This window comes from Blautia sp. St.27G3 (genome assembly GCF_059728505.1).
Genome location: NZ_BAAGFO010000001.1, coordinates 550,194 through 574,972, shown reverse-complemented (window position 1 = coordinate 574,972; position 24,779 = coordinate 550,194). Strand labels below are relative to the sequence as shown.

Genomic DNA, 24,779 nt, shown 5'->3' with positions numbered 1-24,779 from the left:
TACAGAACAATAATAATGCCGATATTTTAAAGGATTTTCCAGCATGTGAGGGCCTTTAAAATACCGGCATTTTTTATATTATTGCGAGAACTGCTCTTTGTTCTTAAATATGGATTCTTTCTCTCAGGAAAAGAATTTTCTGCGGATTTCTTCCACCGGCATATCCTGGCCGGTCCAGATGCGGAAAGCGGCGGCTCCCTGATAAAGGAGCATATACATGCCATTGAAGGTTTTGCAGCCGGCGGCCATAGCATCCTGCAAGAGGCGCGTGCAGCGTGGATTGTAAATAATATCAGAGACGAGCAGTTCTGTGTGAAAACAGGATAGGTCCGGTACAGGTGTAATGTTGGTGTCCGGAGCCATGCCGATGGAGGTTGCATTCGCAAGCAGTGTGCTGTTTGCGATACGGTTTCTGACTGCATCGTGATCAGCCATATCGGTAAGGTCAGCATGGCAGTCCGTATTTTCCGTGATCTGCCTTACCAGACGTTTGGCGTTTTCCCAGGAGCGTCCGCGGCGGTTTATGATATGTAGTGCGGGAACACCGTCGAGTGCGGCCTGAATAGCGATGGAGGAAGCCGCACCGCCTGCTCCAAACAAAGTCATGGCGCCGCTTTTGACATTGTAGCCGGTATCCTGTAAAGAACGCATGTAGCCGATTCCGTCCGTGTTGTGGCCGATCAGGCGTCCATTTTCATTTTTGACAGTATTCACAGCTCCGATCATGCGGGCTGCCGGAGAGAGGTCATCGAGAAACGGAAGAATCCGTTCTTTATCCGGCATCGTGAGATTAAAGCCGTAAACGTTCATTTCTTTTAAGGTCTGTACCATATTCCGGAGATCTGCATGTCTGGTATCAAAGCAGAGGTAAACACAGTCAAGCCCGAGAAGGCGGAACGCCTCGTTGTGCATCATGGGTGAGATACTGTGTGCAACCGGTGTGCCGAGCAGACAGCCGAGTCTGGTGTGTCCTGTGATGATCTGGTCGGTCATGAAAGTCCTCCTGATAAATAAAATTCGTTGTATTTTATGGTGATAAAGTACAAGTCTGCTACAATTTTAAAAGGTTTGGGAAAAAGAGTCAATCCTGTTCCTATTTTTTTGCGGGTATGGTATGATAGAAACCATGATTTATGGGCAATAGCAATCGGAAAAGAAAAGGAAAGGAACAGGGCCAATTCAGTGAAGGATGAAAATTTGACGGGGCAGGCCCCGATGCATAAAAGACGGGTGCGGTACAGCGGGACGCACCCGAAGACATTTCAGGAAAAATATAAGGAGCAGAATCCGGAAAAGTATGGCGATACAGTTGAGAAGGTGATTCGCAAGGGAAGCACGCCGGCCGGCATGCATCTTTCGATCTGCGTGCAGGAGATTCTGGATTTTCTTCAGATTCAGCCAGGGCAGAAGGGACTTGACGCTACGCTCGGTTATGGGGGACATACGTCGCATATGTTGCAATGTCTGAAAGGACAGGGGCATGTGTACGGACTTGATGTTGATCCGATAGAGATAAAAAAGACGAAAGAGCGATTGGAAGCTCAGGGATTTGGGGAAGATCTTCTGACCATACGTCAGCTGAATTTTGCGAATATTGATCAGCTTACGCAGGAGGCAGGGCGTTTTGACTTTGTGCTGGCAGACCTGGGTGTTTCTTCGATGCAGATTGATAATCCGGAGAGAGGGTTTACATACAAATACGAAGGGCCGCTGGATCTGCGCCTGAATCCGGAAAAGGGGATTTCAGCGGCCGAGCGGCTCGACGGCATTTCCGCCGGGGAGTTGGCCGGAATGTTCGAAGAAAATGCGGACGAGCCGTATGCGGACGAGATTGCGCGGGAGATTGTCAGACGCAATCGGCGGGGGGCAAAGATTAAGACAACAACACAGTTAAAAGACGCGATCACGCAGGCGCTTTCTTTTTTGCCGCCAGGGGAGCAGAAGGAGGCTGTGAAAAAATCGTGCCAGCGCTGTTTTCAGGCGCTGCGTATTGATGTGAATCAGGAGTTTGAGGTATTGTACAGTTTTTTGGAGAAGCTCCCAGGCGTGCTTGCACCGGGTGGGCGAGTGGCAATCCTGACGTTTCACTCCGGGGAAGACCGGCTTGTAAAACGGTTTTTCAAAGAGGGAAAACAGCAGGGCCTTTACAGTGCAATATCAGAAGAGGTTATCCGGCCTACCGCACAGGAATGTGCAAGGAATCCGCGGGCGCGCTCCACAAAAATGCGTTGGGCGATCCGGGCGGCAGAGGAGGAAACCTGAGATAAAAGCCAGGCGGACTTGATGAAGGGAAAATGCAAAAAGATATGCACCGGAAATACAGAAGCCATGGTAAAAAGAGAAGAGCAAATAAAACAGAAGCATGGAAATACGGAGAATTTCAGGAGAGAAGAGCATGAGGAGAATCGTAAAGATCAGGGAAACGGTATTGGGGGACGGGGTTCCCAAAATCTGTATTCCTGTCACAGCAGCGAATCAGACAGAGCTGCAGGAACAAGTAAGAAAGGCACTGGATGGGCCATGTGATTTACTGGAGTGGCGTGCAGACTTTTTTGGAACCTGTGATGCGGCAGAGATACAAGCGCAGCTGTTTGCAGATACGCTTAAATTTTTGCGCGCAGAAATAGGGGAGCGTCCGCTTATTTTTACCTTCCGGACAAAAGAAGAGGGCGGGGAACGCAGTGTCACACCGGAAGCCTATAAAGAACTAAACCTTTCAGTGGCATCGACCGGTCTGGCAGATCTGATTGATGTTGAGCTGAATCGGGGCGAAGCACTTCTTACGGAGCTTACAGGGAAACTTCATGAAAAGGGAATGGCCGTTATCGGTTCGTTTCATGATTTTACAGGGACGCCTTCGCAGGAGAAAATCACAGAGATTCTTTGCCGCATGCAAAATTGTGGTGTGGATCTCACAAAAGCGGCTGTGATGCCGAAATCAGAACCGGATGTGCTGGCGCTTCTTTCTGCCAGTGTGGAGATGAAGATGAAATATGCCGACCGGCCATTTATCACGATGTCGATGGGGCGTCTCGGGGCGGTGAGCCGACTGGCTGGCTCCCTGACCGGTTCTGCCCTCACCTTTGCGACAGCAGGACGGGCCTCTGCGCCCGGACAACTTGCTGCAGCGCAGGTTGCAGGATTGCTGCCACAGCTGTAGCGAAGCATTCTTTCAGAAGCCTTATAAGTGTCGGAACACGTCGATGAAAATAGCAAAAACGCGCCCTGGATTTGACAAAAGAAACACCCTCTGCGGAGTATACTGGTAACAGTTGCTGCCGCAGGGGGTGTTTTGTGTATTATGAGTTTTACATAGATCAGTTTTTTTTAGAGCACCTGCTTATCGGATATTTGTTGCTGCGTCTGACTGCGAAAATCGGACGGCAGACGATATCGTGGAAACGACTTTTGGGAGGCAGCTTCATAAATACAGTACTAATGCTGCTTGCTGTTTTGGCGGGGAATTTCTGGTGGTATTTAGTGGGACTGGTACTTGTCGGTTCCTGGGTATTTCGCGGAAAATCGCGCAGAACAATTGCCGGACAAACCGGTCTGTTGTTTTTTGTGACAGTCTGTTTTGGAGGGGCAATGGAAGCACTCCTTGTGCTTTGGAGGGTTCCGGTGCTGATAGCCGGCGCTGTGGCTGCCGTTTATCTGGAGTGGGCACAGCGCAGCCATGAAAAACAGAAGCTGGATCTCGTACGGATGGCACAGGTGGAGCTTACGTTTCGGGGGAAATGTATCACAGTGGCAGCACTGATTGATACCGGAAATCAGCTGACAGAGCCGCTAACCGGAAAACCGGTCAGTATTATAGAGGAAAAAACAGCGTGTTCTTTGCTGGGAGAACATTGGGAAAAACACCGCGGGTTTTATCTGATCCCATATCACAGTATTGGAAAGAACAAAGGCTGGATGAGAGGCGTCACAATCGACGGGATGACCATAATGAGGGGAGAAGCCAGGGAATCGTTTTCGAATCCGATCCTGGCACTCTATGATGGCAGGCTGAGCGCCAAAAAGCAGTATGGGATGATTCTTCATCCGCAGCATACAGTACCTGGAAGAAAAGAAGGAGGAATGTGAAATGCTTGTAAAAATTGCTGTGCCGCAACGTTTTCAGTTTAAAATGGCGGCAGGATTTGGAGATATTATTTTCAGAAAACCAGGGGATACGCATTATATTGGGGGAACCGAAGTGCTTCCGGCGCCGCTTTCTCTGGAGGAAGAGCAGGAATGCCTTGCGATGCTCGGCAGAGATGAGGATGCGAGAGCAAAGAGCAGACTGATTGAACATAATCTGCGGCTTGTCGTGTACATAGCGAAAAAATTTGACAATACCGGAGTGGGTGTGGAGGATTTGATTTCAATCGGAACGATCGGCCTCATAAAAGCAATCAATACCTTCAATCCGGAAAAGAAAATCAAACTGGCAACGTATGCTTCGCGCTGTATCGAAAATGAAATTCTGATGTATCTGCGCAGGAACAGCAAGACAAAGATGGAAGTTTCGATTGATGAGCCGCTGAATGTAGACTGGGATGGGAACGAGCTGCTGCTCTCGGATATTCTTGGAACCGATGAGGATGTGATCTATAAGGATATGGAGACAGAAGCGGAAAAAAATCTTCTTTTGAAAGCGATTGACAAGCTGTCAGAGCGCGAACGGACCATTGTACAGCTGCGGTTCGGAATTGATACGAAAGACGGGGAGGAGAAAACCCAGAAGGAAGTGGCAGATCTCCTCGGAATTTCACAATCCTATATTTCACGGCTGGAAAAACGGATTATCAAACGCCTGAGACGTGAAATTGTACGGTTTGAGTAAAGAAGCTGTTTTGTCAAGGGTGAATAATTTTTATATTTTTGCCGGAATCGAATAATCGCCGCGCTTTGTGAGAATCATTCTAATCAGAAGATACTTTCAGGAGGATGATTCATATGGCACTGAACAAAGTAGAGATATGTGGCGTCAACACATCGAAGCTTCCGGTTCTGACGGGTGAGGAGAAAGAATTTCTTTTTGAGCGGATTAAAGCAGGGGATGAGAATGCCCGCGAATTATATATCAAAGGAAATCTTCGCCTTGTATTAAGCGTCATCAAGCGTTTTTCGGCAAGCAATGAAAATGTGGATGATTTGTTTCAGATTGGCTGTATTGGTCTGATGAAGGCTATTGACAATTTTGATACAAGCCTGAATGTAAAATTTTCTACGTATGCAGTTCCGATGATAATCGGCGAAATCAGGCGATATCTGCGTGATAACAATGCGATTCGCGTCAGTCGGTCTTTGCGGGACACAGCTTACAAGGCCATTTACGCAAAAGAGAATTATACGAAAAAGCATTTGAAAGAGCCCACGATAAATGAAATTGCAGAAGAGATCGGCATATCGAAAGAAGAGATCGTATATGCCATGGATGCCATTCAAAGCCCTGTCAGTCTCTATGATCCGGTGTATACGGAGGGTGGTGATGCCCTGTATGTCATGGACCAGATCAGTGATAAAAAGAACAAAGAAGAAAACTGGGTAGAGGTCATATCACTGAAGGAGGCAATGAAACGCCTGGATGAACGAGAAAGGCATATCATCGAGCTGCGCTTTTACGAGGGCAAGACACAGATGGAGGTTGCCGCTGAGATCGGGATCTCGCAAGCTCAGGTGAGCCGTCTGGAGAAAAATGCATTAAAAAGCATGAAAAATTATCTAAGGGCATAAATGAGAAAGAACAAAGCGGTGCGCAGATCATACAATAGAAAAAAGAGAGAATAGGAACCGTTTTTATGCGATTCAGTGATCTGAAACAAAAAGAAGTCATCAATGTTCAGACCTGCTGTTCTCTGGGCTGTGTCAGCGATCTGGAGTTTGACTGCAAAACCGGCTGCATTCTGGCGCTCATTGTTCCCGGTCCCGGAAAGTTCTGCTGTTTCCTGGGCCGGGATTTTGAGTATATCATACCATGGCGCTGCATCGTGCAGATTGGAACAGACATCATTCTTGTAGATATTGACGAGGAAGAGCACAGAAAGAAATGCACCTGAGCAGTTACCCGAAAGAAAAACAGTGTAACTTTAAGTTCGCCGAATTCTTCATATATTTTCCATTCGTCATTGACAGCCTTCCCTTTTATCCTTTATACTCATAAAAAAGCGGGATGCCAGGTGCCGGTAAGCACAGCCGAGGCCGCTGCTTTTGCAGGAAAGATGGGGAGGAGCCACACATGAAATGTCCGTTTTGCAACCAGGATAATACGCGGGTCGTAGATTCAAGACCTGCCGATGACAATTGTTCCATCCGCAGACGCCGCCTGTGCGATGAATGCGGGAAACGCTTTACTACATACGAAAAGGTGGAGACCATTCCGCTCATTGTCATCAAAAAAGATCAGACCAGAGAACAGTACGATCGGAGCAAAATAGAAGCCGGCGTCATGCGCGCCTGCTACAAACGTCCGATTCCGATTCAGAAAATCAAAGAAATGATAGATTCCGCTGAGATGGACATTTTTAACCGCGAAGAAAAAGAAATCGAAAGTAAAGCAATCGGTGAAATTGTCATGGACAAACTAAAAGACCTGGAAGCCGTAGCCTATGTCCGCTTTGCTTCCGTTTACCGCGAGTTCAAAGATGTCAACACCTTTATGGACGAACTCAAAAAAATACTAGAATAGAATCACCATCAAAATCAAAAACGAAAACGAAATAAGCAAGACAGAACGGACTACCCCCTATAATCCAGGACCAGGGGTAGTCCGTTTTATAATTTAGCTCGAAGCAAAAAAATAAATATACGGTAAAACAACCAGATACCCCAATTTTTCCCATACACAGCCCGGAAGGCATCCGGTACCCCCTCCCAACATTTGCCTCCCACATCCGGAAAATTTAATGATTGATACGGTTGCACCGCAGCCCCGGTCAGTGTTATACTTTTAATGACAGCGTCCTCTAATATCCTGACGCTGGAACAGGTGAAAAAATTGAAAAGAAGAATTGAACAATTATTAAATGGAATATTTGAATATGACTGTCCGAAGCTTGCAATCATGCCGGAGCAGCTTACGATTACAGCGCAGCCGGATACTGCGGTGCGGGGAAGCTTCCGTCTGGAAAGTGAAGATCACAGGAAGATCAAGGGTTTTTTGTATACATCCAGTCCGCGTATGATCTGTGAACCGGTGGAGTTTCAGGGACTTTCAAATGAGATTCATTATCAGGTGGATACAAGCGGCCTTGCGGCCGGAACACAGATGAACGGCGTGATCACGGTTTGCAGTGATCTCGGAGAATATGAGCTGCCGTACTGTCTGTGTGTTGCAGAAGAAGATAGCGACAGTGCAGCGTTGGAGCTGTGCAGTTTATCTGAGCTTACGGATCTGGCACAGATGGATTTCCATCTGGCGTACCGTCTGTTTGTATCTCCTGCTTTTGAACGGTTTCTGAATGAAAAACACACAGAGCTTCTGGCGCTTTATAACGGTCTGATGGCAGGAGAACCGGGGCTTTACAGCCTGGAGGAGTTCCTGGTCGGAGCAGGGAAAAAGAAGCCTGTGATGTTTGCAGCAGACAGGACAGTCCTTGATTTCGGGAATCTGTCCGAGCCGGTCAGGGAAGTGTTGCGTGTGGAGCGAAGCGACTGGGGCTTTGGAAAACTGCGGATTGAATCGGACGCGAAGTTTCTGCGCCCGGAAAAAAGGGCACTTACGACCGAGGAGTTTGCAGGCAGCACGTATGATCTCAGCCTGGTGATTGATACGAATTTGATGCACAGCGGGACCAATTATGCGAGACTTTCGCTGATTGGAGGGACACAGACGATCACCATCGAGGTGCGTGCGAAGAAAACAGGGAATGCAGAGAAGATCAGGGCGCACCATATTTGCAAGATCATGCAGAAGGAACTGGAAGCGCTGTATGTCAGTTTCCGGCTCAAACGCATTGATCTGACTACCTGGGTGGAGCGTTCCGTCAGTGTGATTAACAGCTATAAGCGTGCAGGAGGGCTGGACCCGTTTGCAGATCTTTTTCTTGTACAGCTTTATTTTGCCGATGGGAAAAAGCAGAAAGCATACAAGCTTTTGGAAACCCTGGAGAATCAGAAATACCGGCTGAACACACCGGAGCGTTACGGGTATTACCTCTACATGTCAACCTTTTTCTACCATGAGGCGTCTTATGTGGACCGGGTGGAGGAGGAAGTGACACGGATGTTTTTCCGGGACAAGACAAACTGGAAGCTTCAGTGGATTTTACTGTACCTCAAAGAAGAGCTGTTAAACAACGAAAATGCCAAGTATGAGGCGGTCGCTGAGCAGTTCCGTTATGGCTGCCGTAGCCGGATCATGTATCTTGAAGCCTATCAGGTTTTGAAGAAAAATCCGTTCCTGATGCGCTATCTCGGCGAGTATGAGCTGCAGCTGCTGCGTTTTGCGGCACGTGAAGGGATTCTGACGGCGGAGATTGTGCGTCAGGTAGCAGGGCTCACTGTGCATCACAGCCGTTTTGAGCGCAGGCTCTATGAGGTGCTTGCGGCCGGGTTTTCGCTGTACCCCTCCGAAGATCTGGTCAAATCCATCTGTGTTTTGCTGATGAAGGGCGACAAAAAAGAGCCGTGTTATTTCCAGTGGTACGCGAAAGGTGTGGAAAACGGCCTGCGTATTACGGGGTTATATGAATATTATATGGAAAGCATGGAAGCGCTGGATTTGCAGTCCATGCCACAGGTCATTCGCATGTACTTTGCGTATGATCATTCGCTTGATTATCGCCGCCGTGCGGCTATTTATCGCAGTATTATTGAAAATCGTGAGAATGATGCGCAGACGTATCATCATTATCGGACAGCGATGGAACGCTTTGCAATTGATCAGATTGAAGGCGGCCGGATTTCTGATGATCTGGCAGTTCTGTATGAAGCATTTTTGCGCAAAAGCATTTTCACAAGGCCGATGGCGGAAAAGATGCTCCGGGTTTTGTTTACGTGGGAGATCAGTTGTTGTGACAGTCGGATGCGCAGACTGATCGTTCGTTCAAAATATCTGGCGGGTGAGCATCAGGTACTTTTTGCAGACGGAAAGGCTTGTATTCCCATTTATGATCCGGACAGCGTGCTTCTGGTGGAAGATGCGCAGGGACACAGGTATCATGCAGACGGGCTCTGTGTACGTCGGAAACTGTTTGAGAATGAAGATATCCTTGGCTGGTGCGCACAGAAGGCACCGGATTATCCGGGGCTGTTGCTGTATCTGTGTTCTCAGTGTCTTGCTGCGGGGCTGATCAACCAGAACACACTTCCGTATTTTTGCGCTGCATCAGAGATGAACGATTTTTCGGAAGCGTTCCGAGACGCGCTGCGAAGAGCGATGCTCGGTTATTATGCGGAGCATATCAGAGATGAGTCTTTGCCTGAATTTTTGGAGCGTATTCCTTATCTGGAATATGTCAGGGTTGATAAAACAGCGCTGATTGCGCTGCTCGCAGAGGAGGGAAAATGCGCGGATGCGTTTGCTCTTCTGGATGCCTATGGGGCTGAAGGCATTCCGCTTTTGCAGCTTGTCCGGATTTGTAGTCGGATGGTGCTGGAGCTTGAATTTGAAGAAAATATGATGCTGACCGCACTGTGCTATTATTGCTTCAGCAGCGGCAAATACGATGACAAGCTTCTCCGTTATTTGCTCCTGTATTATGAGGGCTCGGTTCACGAGATGGTGCAGGTATGGCAGGCGGCTGTCGATTTTGAGCTCGATACGATGTTGCTGGAAGAAAAAATCATGATGATGATTCTTTTTACCAGAAGCGGAAGCGAGGGCTCTGAGCCGGTATTTGAGTCGTATGTGCGGAAAATGGGGCGAAAAAGGCTCTGCAAGGCGTATGTGAATCTGAAAGCTTACGAGTATTTTGTAAAAGGTGTTCCGGTGGCTGCACCTGTATTTCAGTATATAGAACGGGAGTATGAGTACCTGGAACCAAAGGAGCGCATAGAAGAGCAGGAAGAGGTGTGTCGGCTGGCACTTTTGCAGTTTTATGCGAAGAAAGTGGAGCTTACCGAAGAGCAGCGTGCGAGAACGGAAAAAATGCTGAAAGAATTTGGGGCGGATGGCCTGCGTTTTGCTTTCTGGCAGCGGTTTGACCAGGCGCTTCTGGCGCCATATCAGATGGAAGGTCGCGTGTTTGCGGAATATGTTTGCAATCCGGAGAGCATTGTGACTATTTTTTACCGGATGAAAGGGCAGCAGGAGGAATATACGAAAGAAACCGTGAAAAACTATTTTGAAGGCATTTTTGTGCGGGAGTTTACATTGTTTTCGGGAGAAGAACTGGAATACTATCTGGAAGAGGAACGGGATGGAGAGACAGTGCGTTCGGATAAGATTGTGCTGAAGGCGCCTGCAGCCTCGGAAGGAGGAAATTCAAAATACGAGATTCTGAACCGAATCGCAAAAGCTTATCGAAGCGGGGATGAGACGGCGCTGAAAAATGAACTGGAGTCTTATCTTACGCTGGAATATCTTACGAGGGAAGTGTTTACACTTGTGTAAAAAGGGTGAAGACTTATGATACAGGCAACGAATGAACTGATTCTGGGTATTGAATTAAATGAGGCTTATGCGCAGATGACCTATTATCATCAGACCGTGCGCGAGCCAGTTACGCTTGGTTTGAATTCCGATACAGAGCAGCTACTGATTCCGATGGCGCTGCGTCAGTGCGCAAACGGACAGTGGCAGATCTGGGACGGAAAGCCTCAACTGGAAAGCGAGGAGCCCGACAGAGTGCGGATTTCTGATCTTTACAGAAAAATAGAAAAAAAAGAGGAACAGGAAGTGGAGGAAGCGGCAGAGCTTCTGTCCGTTTATTTTAAAGTTTGTCTTGCAAAGCTGAAGCTTTTGACGCAGAATACAAAAATTCATATCATGGTAACGGTGCGCAGACTGACCGAGCACTGGAGCACCCTGATTGTAAAAGCGCTGGAAAAGAATGGCGTGGACCGAAAACAGATCTATTTGCAGGATTATCTGTCTTCTTTTTATTATTATACGGTGAATCAGAAAAAGGAGCTGTGGTATCAGGATGTCGCGCTGCTGGAAATGGAAAATGAAACAATCATAGGTTATGTGCTTCACATTGATCGAAGAATGCGGCCTGCAATCGCCCGCGTGGAGAAGGTGGCCAGCCAGCCGGTAGATGATACGATTCGGGCCGGGCGCAGCGATTCAGACTGGAAAAAAGAAAAGGACCGCCTGTTTTTTGAGCTTCTGAAAAAGGTGTTTGAGCGCAGGACGATTTCTGTCAGCTATCTGATGGGCGATTATTTTAATAAGAGCTGGGCAGAGCGTTCGATTCAGTATCTTTGCTATAAACGTCACGCGTTTCAGGGACAAAATCTGTATTCCAAAGGCGCATGCTATGCGGCGATGGAGCGTGCCGGTCTGATTGCGAAACGCGATATTATTTTCAGCGGCCAGGATATGGTGGAACATAATATTGGGATGGAGGTTCGTATCCGGGGCAAGGAGACGTACTATCCGATTGTCAGCGCCGGGGTGAACTGGTATGAAATTCATCATGTATGTGAATTCATTTTAAAGGAAGAGCGGGAGATTCGGATGATTTCGCATCCGATGGAGCCTGGGGACGGCGTTGTGCACAGTATGCGGCTTACGGGGCTGCCGCATCGTCCGCCGCGGGCCACGAGGATTCGTCTGACCATTTATTTCACATCTCCGACGAAATGCCATGTTGAGGCGGAGGATCTGGGATTTGGAGGATTTTATAAGCCGTCCGGATTTGTCTGGACCCGGGAAATTGAATTTTAGATTCCGGAGAAAGGGTTTACTATGAGCTATGATTTATGCCTGCTTCGGCAGGCAGAAAAGCCTTATTATATAGAAAGCATAAGGACTGCGATTTATTCGCTCGAAGAGCTTTGTTTTTATATGTACAATAACGTCTGCCTGATTGACGATACGATCATCAACGAAAAACTGTGTGACTGGATTCGGGACGAATTACATTTGGGAAAGCTATACCGTCAGCTTTATGAACAGCTTGAAAAAAAGGACGGGGCTGCATTTTTTGTTCTGCCCATTTTCAGGGAGGCGGGGTATCTGACGAACCAGGAAATGCGGGAGTTTCAGGAAAAACTTGCCAAGCTTGAGGTACAGTCCGGCGATATGAAGCAGAAGCTTCGGGGGGATTACCTTGTAAAAGAAAAGATGTTTGGCAGGGCAATCTGGGAATATCAACAGATTTTGAATCGGAGAAATCCCGGCAAGCTTGGAACGCAGTTTTATGCCGGGGTTCTCAACAACAAGGGCGCAGCTCATGCAGGCCTGTTCCAGTTCCGGCAGGCGGCAGACTGTTTTTGGGAGTCCTATGCTCTTTTACAGACAAAGGAGACCTTTCGAAAGTATGTGAGCACGCTGCCGCTGTTTCTGTCCGATGAGGAATACCAGAAGCGTCTTGAAGAGATGCAGGCAGATACGTATCTGGTGCAGAAAATTCAGGGTTATAATGCAAAGATCTGTACACAGCAGCCGTTTATGGATGAATTGGAACGGTTGCACGGAAGGGACCCGGCGGAACTTCTGGAAGAATTAAAAGAGGAATACTGCAGGAGTACGAAAATCTGACCTTGCTTTCCGGGAGCAGATACGGTATACTATGAAATTGGTCATGAAGTGTCGTAGTTTGGAGAGAATAGGAGAGATGCGCATGGATTGCAGAGTACACCATCAGATGGAGCTTGATGATAAACTGGGAGAGGAATGCGGCGTTTTCGGAATCTATGATTTTTCCGGGGAGGATGTCGCTTCTGATATATATTATGGATTGTATGCGCTGCAGCACCGCGGTCAGGAGAGCTGCGGAATTGCGGTCAGTGATACAAAAGGGCCAAAAGGTAAGGTATTGTCGCACAAGGGAATGGGACTTGTCAATGAGGTATTCACTGGCGAGCATCTCGGACAGCTGAAGGGAGATATCGGCGTCGGACATGTGCGTTATTCAACAGCAGGCGGCAGCACACGAGAAAATGCGCAGCCTCTGGTACTGAATTATGTAAAAGGAACCTTGGGGCTGGCACACAACGGCAATCTGATCAACGCGCCGGAGCTTCGAAGAGAGCTGGAGCTTGGCGGTGCAATTTTCCAGACAACGATTGATACGGAAGTAATGGCATATCATATTGCCCGGGAACGGGTAAACACGAAAAGTGCAGAGGGTGCGGTGGCTAATGCGATGAAAAAGATGAAGGGCGCCTACTCTCTGATTGTCATGTCTCCAAGAAAGCTGATCGGGGCAAGGGACCCGTACGGTTTCCGACCATTGTGCATTGGAAAGCGCGGCAATGCCTACATTCTGGCATCAGAGACGTGCGCACTCGATACGGTCGGGGCTGAATTTATCCGGGATGTGGAGCCAGGAGAGATTGTGACGATTACACCGCAATATGGCATTGTCTCCGACCGCAGCATGTGTCTGAAGCCGGGCTGCGGCGAGCGCGAAGGCCGGTGTATTTTTGAATATATTTATTTTGGAAGGCCGGATAGCCGCCTGGATGGGATCAGCGTTTACAATTCCCGCATCCGGGCCGGAAAGTTCCTGGCCATGGATTCTCCGGTAGAGGCAGATCTTGTGGTAGGTGTGCCGGAGTCCGGAAATGTTGCCGCGCTCGGTTATTCGCTTGAGTCAGGTATTCCGTACGGTATGGCGTTTTTTAAGAACAGTTATGTAGGCCGTACCTTTATCAAACCCAAACAGAGCAACCGCGAATCCAGCGTCCGCACAAAGCTGAATGTGATGCGGGAGGCTGTGGAGGGCAAACGGGTCATTATGATTGATGATTCCATTGTCCGTGGGACAACAAGCGACCGGATTGTGCGGATGCTCCGCGAGGCCGGTGCCAAAGAAGTTCATATGCGTGTCAGCTCGCCGCCATTTCTGTATCCGTGCTATTTCGGAACAGATGTGCCAAAGAGCGATCAGCTGATCGCACATCATCATACAGTGGAAGAAATACGGCAGATCATCGGGGCGGATTCTCTTGCATATCTGCGCCTGGAGCGTTTGCCGGAGCTGGTAGAAGGGCGTTTGCCCATCTGCAACGGCTGTTTTACAGGAAAGTATCCGCTTGCCCCTCCCACAGAGGATATCAGGGGAAGCTACGAGCAGTAGGTATCACAGAGGCAGCAATAAACTTCACATATATTTTAAGGAGAAACATATGAGCACAGACAGGTATCAAAGCCCATTGTCAGAACGTTATGCCAGCAGGGAGATGCAGTATATTTTTTCACCGGATATGAAATTCCGGACCTGGAGAAGGCTGTGGATTGCTCTGGCGGAGACAGAAAAGGAACTGGGACTGGATATTACGGAGGAGCAGATTGCAGAGCTCAAAGAATTCCAGAACGATATTAATTATGATGTGGCGAAAGCAAGGGAGAAAGTTGTGCGCCACGATGTCATGTCCCATGTGTATGCGTACGGCGTACAGTGCCCGAAGGCAAAGCCGATTATTCATCTGGGCGCGACCTCCTGCTATGTAGGGGATAATACGGACATTATCGTGATGACAGAAGCGCTTCGCCTTGTGAAGAAAAAACTCGTCAATGTAATTGCGCAGCTTGCGGATTTTGCAGAGACTTACAAAGATCTTCCGACGCTTGCATTCACTCATTTTCAGCCCGCGCAGCCTACTACAGTTGGCAAGCGTGCAACGCTCTGGGCGCAGGAGTTTTTGATGGACCTGGAGGATTTGGATTATGTGCTTTCCACAATGAAGCTTCTTGGCTCCAAAGGCACGACCGGAACGCAGGCAAGCTTCCTGGAGCTGTTTGACGGAGATCAGGAGAAGATTGACCGGATCGATCCGATGATTGCGGAAAAAATGGGATTTGCAGCGTGCGTACCGGTTTCGGGACAGACGTATTCGAGAAAAACGGACACGAGAGTTCTGAATGTGCTTGCGGGAATCGCAGCCAGCGCACACAAGATGTCAAATGACATTCGTCTGCTTCAGCATCTGAAAGAGGTAGAGGAACCGTTTGAAAAAACGCAGATCGGTTCTTCGGCGATGGCATACAAGCGCAATCCGATGCGCAGTGAGCGGATCGCATCACTTGCACGCTATGTATTGTGTGACGCATTAAATCCGGCAGTCACCTCTTCTTGCCAGTGGTTTGAGCGGACGCTTGACGATTCGGCAAACAAACGTCTTTCCATTCCGGAAGGATTTTTGGCTGTGGACGGTATTTTGGATCTCTGTCTGAATGTAACAGACGGCCTGAAGGTTTATCCGAAGGTAATAGAGAAACGTCTGATGGCAGAGTTGCCGTTTATGGCAACGGAAAATATTATGATGGATGCAGTAAAAGCTGGCGGCGACCGGCAGGAGCTGCACGAAAAAATCCGGACGCTTTCGATGGAAGCGGGCAGAAATGTAAAAGAAGAAGGAAAGGAGAATAATCTCCTGGAGCTGATTGCAGCAGATCCTTCCTTTAATATGACGCTTGAGGAGCTTCAGAAATCAATGGAGCCGTCACGGTACACTGGACGGTCCAAAGAACAGGTAGAACGGTTTGTAAAGACAGTGGTTCAGCCGGTGCTTGAAGCAAATAAAGAGCTGCTTGGCGTCACGGCGGAGATCAATGTATAAGCGAAGACAGATCGTTTGGCATTCGGCCGGATAAAATTTGCAGACAGTAGACTACGGAAACAGATAGTTTGATGACGGCAGCGTAGCAGCGAAACAGCAGCGGTGACGCACAGCCGGATACAGGAGGAGACATTATGGTACAGGCAGTAGTAGGGGCTAACTGGGGAGACGAAGGAAAAGGAAAGATTACGGATATGCTTGCAGAGAAAGCAGATATTATCGTAAGATTTCAGGGCGGAGCAAATGCAGGCCACACGATTGTGAACAATTATGGAAAATTTGCGCTGCATACGTTGCCGTCAGGCGTATTTTATGATCATACAACAAGTATTATCGGAAATGGCGTTGCGCTGAATATTCCGGTGCTTTTTGAAGAAGTGAAAAGTATCGTTGACCGCGGTGTTCCAACACCGAAGATTCTGGTGTCAGACCGTGCACAGATTGTGATGTCCTATCATATTCTGTTTGACCAGTGCGAGGAGGAGCGGCTTGGCGGAAAATCATTTGGCTCAACAAAGTCCGGTATCGCACCGTTTTATGCAGATAAGTTTTCAAAGATCGGTTTCCAGGTAAGCGAGCTTTTTGACGACGCGCTGCTTGAGGAGAAGGTACAGCGCATCTGTGATCTGAAAAATCCGATCCTTGAGCATTTGTATCACAAGCCGGCGCTTACACCGGAAAGCTTGATGGAAGAGCTGCACAGCTACAAGACAATGGTTGAGCCGTTCGTGTGCGACACAGCGTCTTATCTGTATCAGGCATTACAGGATGGAAAGAATATTCTTCTGGAAGGCCAGCTTGGTTCACTGAAAGATCCGGATCACGGCATTTATCCGATGGTAACTTCTTCTTCCACACTGGCAGGGTACGGTGCGATTGGCGCAGGTATTCCTCCGTATGAGATCAAGAAGATCATTACAGTATGCAAGGCATATTCCAGCGCAGTCGGTGCAGGCGCATTTGTGAGTGAGATTTTCGGAGAAGAGGCAGATGAGCTGCGCAAGCGCGGCGGTGACGGCGGTGAGTTCGGAGCAACAACGGGAAGACCGAGAAGAATGGGATGGTTTGACTGTGTGGCGTCCAAGTATGGTTGCAGACTGCAAGGTACGACGGATGTTGCATTTACCGTACTCGATGTGCTGGGGTATCTGGACGAGATTCCGGTGTGTACCGGATATGAGATCGACGGGAAAGTAACGACAGATTTCCCGACCACTGCACTTCTGGAGAAAGCGAAACCAGTATTTGTGAACCTGCCGGGCTGGAAGAGTGACATCCGGGGAATCCGCAAATATGAGGAACTGCCGGAGAACTGCAGAAACTATATCGAATTTGTAGAGAAGCAGATTGGCTTCCCGATCACAATGGTATCAAACGGGCCGGGAAGAGACGATATTATTTACCGTTAGGGGAAACGTATAAACGTATCTGGACGGCAGACAGTGAAAGAACAAATAAAATAACAATGATTGTGGGGCTGTCGGCAGAGAAATCTGCCGGCAGTTTTTCTATGCCTACGGGAAAACAAAGAAAATAGGTTAGTAAGTGCTGACAGATGACTGGCACCCGAGTTGGGAAAGAAATCTTCCCTACTCGATGAAGGGACGCATATGAAAATTGGCCGTTCACGGCATGCGCCCGCATGTCGAGTCGGGGAAAGTCTTCTCTACTCAAAGAATACCACTCAACTTCTGTAAGAAAAAGTATTTGCTTAAGTAAACAGCACAAAGTATAATAAAAACAGGTGTGGATGGGAGGAATATTATATGACTGAAAAACAGCAGATTATATATATGCAGGTGAGGATCATGCGACTTGCGTCTGAAGCATGGAATTTGCCGATAGAAACAATTTCTGAAATATTTTCTAAATTTGATGTTCTTCAGTATATTAAGAGTTGTTTCGGAATCTTTCATGTAGAAGGCGACGATGCGATATTTGATGATGTAACGGCGTATCTTGAAAATAGAGGGGGATTGAGTAGTGCTGGAATTGATTGATGGTTTGGCCCTTTATCATGGCAGCTATTGTGAAGTAACAATGCCCGATTTAAATAAGTGCGCAAGGTATAAAGACTTTGGAACCGGATTTTATTTGACAACATCAAAAAAACAGGCGGAAAGTTTTGCTGGGATTTCAACTAGAAAAGCAGTTGCAAATGGTATCGTACCTACTGAACAGAGGTATGGGGTTGTATCCAGTTTTAAGGTAATGTTTGAGGGAGAGCTGGATGTGCATATTTATAATGAAGCTGATGCAGATTGGCTGCATTGTATCGTTGGACACCGAAAAAAGAAAGCTTTTCCTGAAATCGTTGAGAAATTAAAAGCTTGTGATGTTATAGCGGGTAAAATTGCAGATGATAATACAAATGCAACGATAACAGCCTATATGGTTGGAACTTTTGGACAACTGGGCATGAAATCCGCAGATGATATGTGTATTAGTTTATTACTTCCGGAAAGATTGCAGAATCAGTTTTGTTTTAGAACAAATAAAGCGCTTAAATGTCTGACATTTATGGAAAGTGAGAAAATATGGCTATAGAGAAAACGATTACGGAAGAAGCAAAAAAAAATGCAATAGATCTGGTTATAACAATGGTTGTTGATGAATTGTCAGAGGATTTGCGGTTGCAGCCAGAAGAAATATTGATAAAATTTTTATCGTCTAACACCGGAATACTTTTGTATGATGAGGATACAAAGCTCTGGTGGGATGGCCCGTCTGCTGTTGCGGATATGTATAAAAAAGAAATTTCAGAGTAAAAATGCAGGCGAATGAAAGACGGAACAGTTTTCATTCGCCTGTTTCGGTGTGGCAGAAAGCAGATTCGATTGTCCAGGAGATCACTCCGTTTCTTCCGGGTTTTCTATGTCCGTGTGGCGGGTGCCAAGGACACGTGCGACCAGCATCATACCGTAAAACAAACACGGAATAATCACAGTACAGGCAATAGAAGCCATCAGCATGTTTTTGCTGGCAGGATTTGCGAAGAGAGCGAGAATCAGGGTGATCAGGTACATGCCGGCGAGCAGGACTGCGCCGAGCAGTGCGAAAATACGTTTTGCTTTTTTCATAATAAATTCCTCCTGAAGGGGGCCGGTTTAGAAGTTCTGTTTTACATTCTATCAGAAAATGCCGGAAAAAGGAAGTTTATGTGGGCATATGTTTTGGTAGTAAGAAAAAAAGAATTATGTTATACTTATGTTCTTAGTTTTTAGCATCACGGAAAAGTTCAGGAGAAAAGGATGAAAAAATAATGAGCATGGCAGTTGTAACACTGAAAAAGGGCGAGGGAAGGATGCTGAAGGCAGGAGGCCTTTGGATTTTTGACAATGAAATAGAGCGCGTAGAGGGGCCGTTGGATAATGGCGACATTGTAACTGTACAGGATTTTGACGGATATGGTCTGGGAAAGGGATTTTTGAATGAAAACTCGAAAATCCGGGTACGTATGATGACACGCAGCGCGCAGCAGGAGATTGATGAGGATTTCTTGCGGAAGCGGGTACGCGACGCCTGGGAATACCGCAAAAAGGTGACTGACACCGGGAGCTGCCGCCTTATTTTTGGTGAGGCTGATTTTCTGCCGGGGCTTGTGGTGGATAAGTTTTCTGATGTACTGGTCGTGCAGTCACTGGCACTTGGGATTGACCGGATGAAGGAAACTATTTTAAGGCTGCTGAAAGAAGTCCTTGCAGAGGATAGTGTGTTTATTCGCGGAGTCTATGAGCGCAGCGATGCGAAGGTGCGCCGTCAGGAGGGAATGGAGCTGCACAAGGGCTTTCTGGGGGAAGCGTTTGACACGAATGTAGAAATAGAAGAAAATGGAGTTCGTTATACAGTAGATGTGCAGGATGGACAAAAGACGGGATTTTTCCTTGACCAGAAATATAACCGTCTGGCAATTCAGAAGCTGTGTAAAGATGCCAGAGTTCTGGACTGCTTTACACATACGGGCTCTTTTGCTTTAAATGCCGGGATTGCAGGAGCAGCGGAAGTGCTCGGTGTGGATGCGTCAGAGCTTGGCGTGGAGCAGGCCAGGCACAATGCAGCGCTGAACAGCCTGGAAGATCGTGTGAAATTCCGTTGTGCAGACGTGTTTGATCTTTTGCCGGAACTGGAGGAAAAGGGCGAGAAGTTTGATGTGATCATTCTCGACCCTCCTGCGTTTACGAAATCCAGGAATTCCGTAAAGAATGCTGCGAAGGGCTATCGGGAGATTAATCTGCGTGCTATGAAGCTCGTAAAGGATGGCGGTTTTCTGGCCACTTGTTCGTGCTCGCATTTTATGACGTATGAGCTGTTTACACAGACCATCCACCAGGCGGCGCGCAGCGCACATAAAAGGCTGCGCCAGATTGAGTATCGTACGCAGGCTCCGGATCATCCGATTCTCTGGGCAGCAGAGGAGTCTTATTATCTGAAATTCTATATCTTCCAGGTAGTCGATGAAAAATAAGAGTATATGAAACACATTTTTGTTATATCTGTGTGAAAAGAAGGGAATGGATAGCGCGATGAGATTACAAATGGTTCAGGAAGCTTTGCAACAAAAAAGGATTACCTATTCGTATCATGAGGAGGATGGGTGCGGAAGCCTCGATTTTCTGTTCCGCGGTCTTTCCTATCATGTATGGGAATACTATGATGAAATCTGGGGCGCGGAGACGAATGTGTTTAACGCTGGACAGAGCAGAGATATTGAGGGCGAGTATGAAAAAACGATTGCCGGAGAAATTCTGACCTGGCCGGATATGATGCCGGGAATGTGAGCAAAGGCAGGGGAAAGATAGAGCGTGCATAAAAAATGCCTGGATTGTTGCGGAATGGATTTATAACTGGCAGTCAATTTTTCGTGAGCAGAAATTAACGGATGTTCAGATGCGCAATTCCTGTTTTTTTGTTATGATGATTTTGCGGGTCACAGGCCAGAGCCATCAGAGACCGCAGGGAGGAATCATATGAAAATTGGGGAAACGATCCGGAAATATCGGAAACAGGCAAATCTTACACAGGAGCAGCTGGCAGATTATCTGGGTGTTACGGCGCCGGCAGTCAACAAATGGGAAAATGGCGCTTCTTTGCCGGATATTTCTCTGGTGGCGCCGATTGCAAGAGTGTTCGGCATTCATACGGATGAATTGCTCTCTTATAAAGAAACACTTACCGATGAGGAGATTGCCCGCATCGGAGAAGAGTTTTCAAAGCGCTCGATGGAAGGCGATTACGAAGCGCTTTTTGCCTGGGCGATGAAACAGATTACGGATTATCCGAACTGTGAGAAGCTTCAAGCCATGCTTTTGCCTGGGCTCGATTCCTTCCGGGGAATCCTGGGCGCAGAGCATCCGGCGCAGTACGATGAGGCGATTGAAAAAGCGTATTTGAGGCTGCTTGGAAGTCAGGACCCGGAAATGCGGCGGATGGCGGCGTACTTTTTGTTTTATGCGTATTTGAACCGGGAAGCGTATGACCGTGCGGAGGAAATGCTGACCTATGTTTCGCGGTGGGATACGGAACATCAGAAGATGCAGGCGCTTTTGTGCGTGCGAAAAGGTGAAGAGGCAAAGGCATGGGAGATTTACGAGCGGATGATCCTGGACGGATATGGGACGATTGATCATGCATTTATGGGAATCTATTCGCTGGCGCATACACAGGGGAATCGGGAACATTGTGCGTTTATCATCGAAAAACAGGAGCAGATTGCCAGGACTTTGGAAATTGGGAAATACCAGGAAGTATGTTTAAGATTTTTGCAGTCAGTAGAAGAAAAGGAAAAAGAAACGGCGCTGGAGCTTCTGGAGACGATGATAGAGGGGCTGAGTGATCTGGATGGATTCTATCAATCCAGACTGTATGCCCACCTTGCGTCAAATGCTAAATCAAAGGAAAACAGTGGGTTTACAGAATTTATGTTCAGACGGGGTTTGAGTAAGGATGAAGGGCTGGATTTTCTGAAAGATGATCCGCGCTTTTGCAAAATCATGGGACAAGAAGTTCAAAAAGGCTAAAAAATGAAAAATATTTGCATTTTTGCTTGACTCTCAACCAGGTTCAGGGTGTAAATTGCAGAAAAAACAAAAAGGAGCTGGTCAAATGAGGATTAGTGAAGCGGCAAAAATAACAGGACTTTCTGTCAGTAATATCCGGTTTTATGAGAAAAAGGGTTTGCTGGCGCCAGTTCGTGAGGAAGAGAGCAAATACCGGGATTATGCAAAAGAGGATATTGCGCAGCTGAAACGAATTATCTTATATCGGAAAATGAACATTCCGGTGGAAACGATCTATTTGTTGCAAAAAGGAGAGGCTTCGCTTGAGGGCGTGTTGAAACGGCAGGAGGAGGAGCTTACGGCGCAGCGTGAGATGCTGGAGGGCTCCATTGAGCTTTGCAGGAAAATCCTTGCAGCAGGAGATTGGCAGTCGCTGGATGTCGATTATTATCTGAATTATGTACACTCAGAAGAGGAATACGGAAAGCGATTTGCACAGGTTGATGAGTTTTTGGAGGATTGGTCTGAGTTTTCAAAGCTCTCGGAAGGAATGTATCCGCTGATGGGAAGCCGGCGTTTGGCGGGGCTGACTGCAAGCCGGCGGGCTGTAAGAGGAATTTCTCTGGGGGTTTTGATCGTGTATTTTGCGCTGCCGGCGGTTGCACTGTGGGAGCAGTATGAGGAGAATGGCAGAATTATGCCGCGCAGCATTGTTTTTTGGAGTGTCTGGGCGCTTGCGTTAGGCTGGGCATTTTGGCATTTCCGGAAATTACAAAAGCGGGAAAGGAAGGAGGAGGCACAGAAATGATAGCGCAGGGAATCAGACAGACAATTGAATGGATCTACAGTTTTTGCGGAGATTATGGAGTTGCTATCGTGCTTCTTACTATTACAATCCGGGTTCTTATGGTTCCATTGAGTGTACAGCAGAGAAAGCAGATGAAAAAGCAGCAGGAGCTCAGTGCACAGATGGAAGAGCTGAAACGGAAATATAAGAAAAATCCACAGAAGCAAAACGAGGAGCTTCAAAAGCTGTATCAGGAAAAAGGGATTGGAGGAGCAGGCTGTCTGCTCAGCTTTCTACAGTTTCCGGTTATGCTTGGTCTGTATCATGGAATCCAGATGATCGAGGCATCGGGCACTACTGTTTTGCTTCCATGGGTTTCCTCCCTTCTTTTGCGGGATACCACGCTTCTTTTGCCGGTCGCAACGCTTGTGGTGCAGTTTTTGCCGCAGACGTATCCGTATATCCGGCATTTTCAAGCGCTTGGCCTTCAAAAGATGTCCTGGAAGGTGGTACTTATGATGCTGGCGCTCAACAGCACTTTTGTATTTGTGATTCCGTCGGGCGTCGGGTTGTATTACTTTGTGTCCGGGGTGTTTACCGCAGCAGAACAGCTGGTGATGAATCTGAAAGGTATGCAAAGACAGCCGGCGCAGGCTTAGCTTTCTGAACAGATTTTCTTCATAATAAGACATAAGCAGGAGAAGTGATGAAGGAAGAAAGAATCACGTATGAGATCTTTCGATCAAAAAGAAAAACGCTGGCGCTCCAGGTAAGACGGGACGGCAGCGTTGTAGTCCGTGCGCCGTATCGTATATCCGAGGTACGAATACGGGAATTTGTAAACCGAAATAAAGTCTGGATTCTGGAGCGCCAGGAAAAATTTGCGCAGATACGGATGCAGCAGCGGCAGTTTTCACAGGAAGAACGGGTAGCAGGAAGAGCAGCTGCGAAGCAGTATGTTCCGCAGAGAGTGGCCTGGTATGCGGACAGAATGGGCGTGACCTATGAAAAGATCACAATACGGGAACAGAAAACACGCTGGGGAAGCTGCAGCAGCACAGGTAGTTTGAATTTTAACTGGAAACTGATGCTGCTGCCGCAGGAATTATTGGATTATGTAGTCGTACATGAACTGGCGCACCGTAAGGTTATGAATCATTCTCCGGCGTTCTGGGCTGTTGTGGAAGCGGAGCTTCCGAATTATCGTGAGCTCCGTGCGAAGCTGAAGGAGTATGCAGTTTTGATGTGATTGCGCCGGTGGGACAGATTTTTTTGCATTGTCCACAGCGGATGCATTCCGGACTGTTGATCTGCTTTTCGGGATTCACCTGCATTTTGCATACTTTTGCGCATGCGCCGCAGTGTGTGCACTTTTCCGGATTCACCTGATAGCGGAAGATTGCTACGGAATTAAATGCAGAATAAATTGCGCCAAGCGGGCAGATATATTTGCAAAACGGCCGGTATAGGATAACAGACAGGATGATGAGTGCGATAAGCAGTACATTTTTCCAGGCGTACAGCCACCCCACTGCGTTTCGCATGGATTGATTCAGCAATACCAGCGGAACGCTGCCCTCAAGCGTACCGACGGGGCAGATAAGCTTGCAGAAATACGGCGCGCCCTGCCCTAAAATATCCACCAGAAACAAGGGGAGCAGGATGACAAACACGAGCAGAAATACGTATTTCAGCCTGCGCAAAAGCCGGTCACCGCGGAAGGTTTTGATCTTTTTCGGAACCGGTATTTTGTACAACAAATCCTGTATCAAACCGAACGGACACAGAAAACCGCAGACAAAGCGGCCCATCAAAGCACCGACAAACATCAGAAATCCTGCAACGTAAAAGGTGAATTTGAAATTCCAGCTGCCAATCACGGCCTGCAGCGCGCCGACCGGACAGGAGCCAAGGGCGCCGGGACAGGAATAACAGTTGATACCGGGCAGACACAGGTTTTTGAGTTTACCCGTATATATTTTTCCACGGGCAAAACCGATCAAGTAACTATTTGTAAGCAGCACCCAGAGTATCTGAACTCTGTGACGCGGCCATTCATTCAGTTTTTTGTTCTTATTTTTCTTCTTATCCAATTCCAATACACTCCAGACATATATTGATTGCTTTTGTAAAGACAACGGTCATTTCACCGCGGAAAATCCCAATGCCCATCATAAGAAGCGCCAGCGCAGCAAGGGATATACCGGCTGCGCGGGAACGTAGGAACTGCTTCATGGTTTATACTCCTTTGCAATGAAACAAGTTGGTTTAAAATTTATATTCCTTTTGTATGTACATGCTGTAAAGGCAGAAATTATTATAACACAACATTCACA

26 protein-coding genes are annotated in these 24,779 nt (G+C 47.5%); 22 read left to right on the top strand and 4 right to left on the bottom strand.

Annotated features, from left to right (window positions below):
- Window positions 1-123: 123 nt before the first annotated feature.
- A complete protein-coding gene (gene aroE / locus AC6I2O_RS02645; RefSeq protein WP_497741725.1) occupies window positions 124-993 on the bottom strand; it encodes a shikimate dehydrogenase in 870 nt (289 codons plus the stop codon).
- A 222-nt stretch (window positions 994-1,215) separates the two neighbouring features.
- Between aroE and rsmH the strand changes: the two genes are divergently transcribed.
- The 16 genes from rsmH to AC6I2O_RS02565 all read left to right on the top strand — a co-directional run bounded on the left by rsmH (window position 1,216) and on the right by AC6I2O_RS02565 (window position 18,428).
- On the top strand, window positions 1,216-2,262 hold the full coding sequence (gene rsmH, locus AC6I2O_RS02640; protein WP_497741724.1) for a 16S rRNA (cytosine(1402)-N(4))-methyltransferase RsmH: 1,047 nt from the start codon (window positions 1,216-1,218) through the stop codon (window positions 2,260-2,262).
- A gap of 133 nt (window positions 2,263-2,395) precedes the next feature.
- Entirely contained in the window at window positions 2,396-3,160 is a 765-nt protein-coding gene (gene aroD / locus AC6I2O_RS02635; RefSeq protein WP_497741722.1) for a type I 3-dehydroquinate dehydratase, read from the top strand.
- Between the two features lie 134 nt (window positions 3,161-3,294).
- The gene (locus tag AC6I2O_RS02630; protein ID WP_497741720.1) at window positions 3,295-4,086 is read left to right on the top strand and encodes a sigma-E processing peptidase SpoIIGA; all 792 of its coding nucleotides are present in this window, start codon (window positions 3,295-3,297) and stop codon (window positions 4,084-4,086) included.
- Between the two features lies 1 nt (window position 4,087).
- The gene (gene sigE / locus AC6I2O_RS02625) at window positions 4,088-4,828 is read left to right on the top strand and encodes an RNA polymerase sporulation sigma factor SigE (protein WP_120393341.1); all 741 of its coding nucleotides are present in this window, start codon (window positions 4,088-4,090) and stop codon (window positions 4,826-4,828) included.
- Window positions 4,829-4,941: 113 nt separating this feature from the next.
- The gene (sigG, locus tag AC6I2O_RS02620; protein ID WP_120393342.1) at window positions 4,942-5,721 is read left to right on the top strand and encodes an RNA polymerase sporulation sigma factor SigG; all 780 of its coding nucleotides are present in this window, start codon (window positions 4,942-4,944) and stop codon (window positions 5,719-5,721) included.
- Window positions 5,722-5,786: 65 nt separating this feature from the next.
- A complete protein-coding gene (locus AC6I2O_RS02615; RefSeq protein WP_120393343.1) occupies window positions 5,787-6,044 on the top strand; it encodes a YlmC/YmxH family sporulation protein in 258 nt (85 codons plus the stop codon).
- Window positions 6,045-6,223: 179 nt separating this feature from the next.
- Window positions 6,224-6,673, top strand: coding sequence for a transcriptional regulator NrdR (nrdR, locus tag AC6I2O_RS02610; protein WP_120393344.1), 450 nt, complete (start codon window positions 6,224-6,226; stop codon window positions 6,671-6,673).
- A gap of 309 nt (window positions 6,674-6,982) precedes the next feature.
- The gene (locus AC6I2O_RS02605; protein WP_497741719.1) at window positions 6,983-10,540 is read left to right on the top strand and encodes a DUF5717 family protein; all 3,558 of its coding nucleotides are present in this window, start codon (window positions 6,983-6,985) and stop codon (window positions 10,538-10,540) included.
- 15 nt (window positions 10,541-10,555) lie between these two features.
- A complete protein-coding gene (locus tag AC6I2O_RS02600) occupies window positions 10,556-11,818 on the top strand; it encodes a DUF5716 family protein (protein ID WP_120393346.1) in 1,263 nt (420 codons plus the stop codon).
- Window positions 11,819-11,839: 21 nt separating this feature from the next.
- A complete protein-coding gene (locus AC6I2O_RS02595; protein ID WP_120393347.1) occupies window positions 11,840-12,634 on the top strand; it encodes a hypothetical protein in 795 nt (264 codons plus the stop codon).
- A gap of 82 nt (window positions 12,635-12,716) precedes the next feature.
- Entirely contained in the window at window positions 12,717-14,177 is a 1,461-nt protein-coding gene (gene purF / locus AC6I2O_RS02590) for an amidophosphoribosyltransferase (protein ID WP_120393348.1), read from the top strand.
- A 49-nt stretch (window positions 14,178-14,226) separates the two neighbouring features.
- A complete protein-coding gene (purB, locus tag AC6I2O_RS02585) occupies window positions 14,227-15,660 on the top strand; it encodes an adenylosuccinate lyase (RefSeq protein ID WP_120393349.1) in 1,434 nt (477 codons plus the stop codon).
- Between the two features lie 134 nt (window positions 15,661-15,794).
- Window positions 15,795-17,069, top strand: a complete 1,275-nt coding sequence (locus tag AC6I2O_RS02580) for an adenylosuccinate synthase (RefSeq protein ID WP_120393350.1) — start codon at window positions 15,795-15,797, stop codon at window positions 17,067-17,069.
- 357 nt (window positions 17,070-17,426) lie between these two features.
- Window positions 17,427-17,660, top strand: a complete 234-nt coding sequence (locus AC6I2O_RS02575) for a DUF3791 domain-containing protein (protein WP_120393351.1) — start codon at window positions 17,427-17,429, stop codon at window positions 17,658-17,660.
- On the top strand, window positions 17,644-18,207 hold the full coding sequence (locus AC6I2O_RS02570; protein ID WP_497741718.1) for a DUF3990 domain-containing protein: 564 nt from the start codon (window positions 17,644-17,646) through the stop codon (window positions 18,205-18,207). Before AC6I2O_RS02575 ends, AC6I2O_RS02570 begins: the two co-directional genes overlap by 17 nt.
- Window positions 18,198-18,428 (top strand): hypothetical protein, encoded by a 231-nt coding sequence (locus AC6I2O_RS02565; RefSeq protein WP_120393352.1) that lies wholly within the window; start codon window positions 18,198-18,200, stop codon window positions 18,426-18,428. Before AC6I2O_RS02570 ends, AC6I2O_RS02565 begins: the two co-directional genes overlap by 10 nt.
- A gap of 81 nt (window positions 18,429-18,509) precedes the next feature.
- On the opposite strand, the gene AC6I2O_RS02560 is transcribed toward AC6I2O_RS02565, so the two are convergent.
- Window positions 18,510-18,740 carry a hypothetical protein gene (locus AC6I2O_RS02560; protein ID WP_120393353.1) on the bottom strand — a complete coding sequence of 77 codons (231 nt, stop codon included), beginning with the start codon at window positions 18,738-18,740 and terminating at the stop codon, window positions 18,510-18,512.
- A gap of 182 nt (window positions 18,741-18,922) precedes the next feature.
- Between AC6I2O_RS02560 and AC6I2O_RS02555 the strand changes: the two genes are divergently transcribed.
- The 6 genes from AC6I2O_RS02555 to AC6I2O_RS02530 all read left to right on the top strand — a co-directional run bounded on the left by AC6I2O_RS02555 (window position 18,923) and on the right by AC6I2O_RS02530 (window position 23,692).
- Window positions 18,923-20,125: a class I SAM-dependent rRNA methyltransferase gene (locus AC6I2O_RS02555; protein WP_120393354.1), complete on the top strand. Its 1,203-nt coding sequence runs from the start codon at window positions 18,923-18,925 to the stop codon at window positions 20,123-20,125.
- Between the two features lie 58 nt (window positions 20,126-20,183).
- Entirely contained in the window at window positions 20,184-20,438 is a 255-nt protein-coding gene (locus AC6I2O_RS02550; protein WP_497741717.1) for a kinase, read from the top strand.
- A gap of 189 nt (window positions 20,439-20,627) precedes the next feature.
- Window positions 20,628-21,677, top strand: a complete 1,050-nt coding sequence (locus AC6I2O_RS02545) for a helix-turn-helix domain-containing protein (RefSeq protein ID WP_497741716.1) — start codon at window positions 20,628-20,630, stop codon at window positions 21,675-21,677.
- 85 nt (window positions 21,678-21,762) lie between these two features.
- On the top strand, window positions 21,763-22,464 hold the full coding sequence (locus AC6I2O_RS02540) for a MerR family transcriptional regulator (RefSeq protein WP_497741715.1): 702 nt from the start codon (window positions 21,763-21,765) through the stop codon (window positions 22,462-22,464).
- The gene (locus AC6I2O_RS02535) at window positions 22,461-23,102 is read left to right on the top strand and encodes a YidC/Oxa1 family membrane protein insertase (protein ID WP_120393357.1); all 642 of its coding nucleotides are present in this window, start codon (window positions 22,461-22,463) and stop codon (window positions 23,100-23,102) included. The genes AC6I2O_RS02540 and AC6I2O_RS02535 overlap by 4 nt, the downstream gene beginning before the upstream one ends.
- 47 nt (window positions 23,103-23,149) lie before the next feature.
- Entirely contained in the window at window positions 23,150-23,692 is a 543-nt protein-coding gene (locus AC6I2O_RS02530) for a M48 family metallopeptidase (RefSeq protein ID WP_120393358.1), read from the top strand.
- Here AC6I2O_RS02530 and AC6I2O_RS02525 read toward each other — a convergent pair.
- Both AC6I2O_RS02525 and AC6I2O_RS02520 read right to left on the bottom strand, forming a co-directional pair.
- Window positions 23,592-24,536, bottom strand: coding sequence for a 4Fe-4S binding protein (locus AC6I2O_RS02525; protein WP_497741714.1), 945 nt, complete (start codon window positions 24,534-24,536; stop codon window positions 23,592-23,594). The two genes, AC6I2O_RS02530 and AC6I2O_RS02525, sit on opposite strands and share 101 nt — an antisense overlap.
- Window positions 24,529-24,678: a CD1871A family CXXC motif-containing protein gene (locus AC6I2O_RS02520; protein ID WP_497741713.1), complete on the bottom strand. Its 150-nt coding sequence runs from the start codon at window positions 24,676-24,678 to the stop codon at window positions 24,529-24,531. The genes AC6I2O_RS02525 and AC6I2O_RS02520 overlap by 8 nt, the downstream gene beginning before the upstream one ends.
- Window positions 24,679-24,779: the final 101 nt, after the last annotated feature.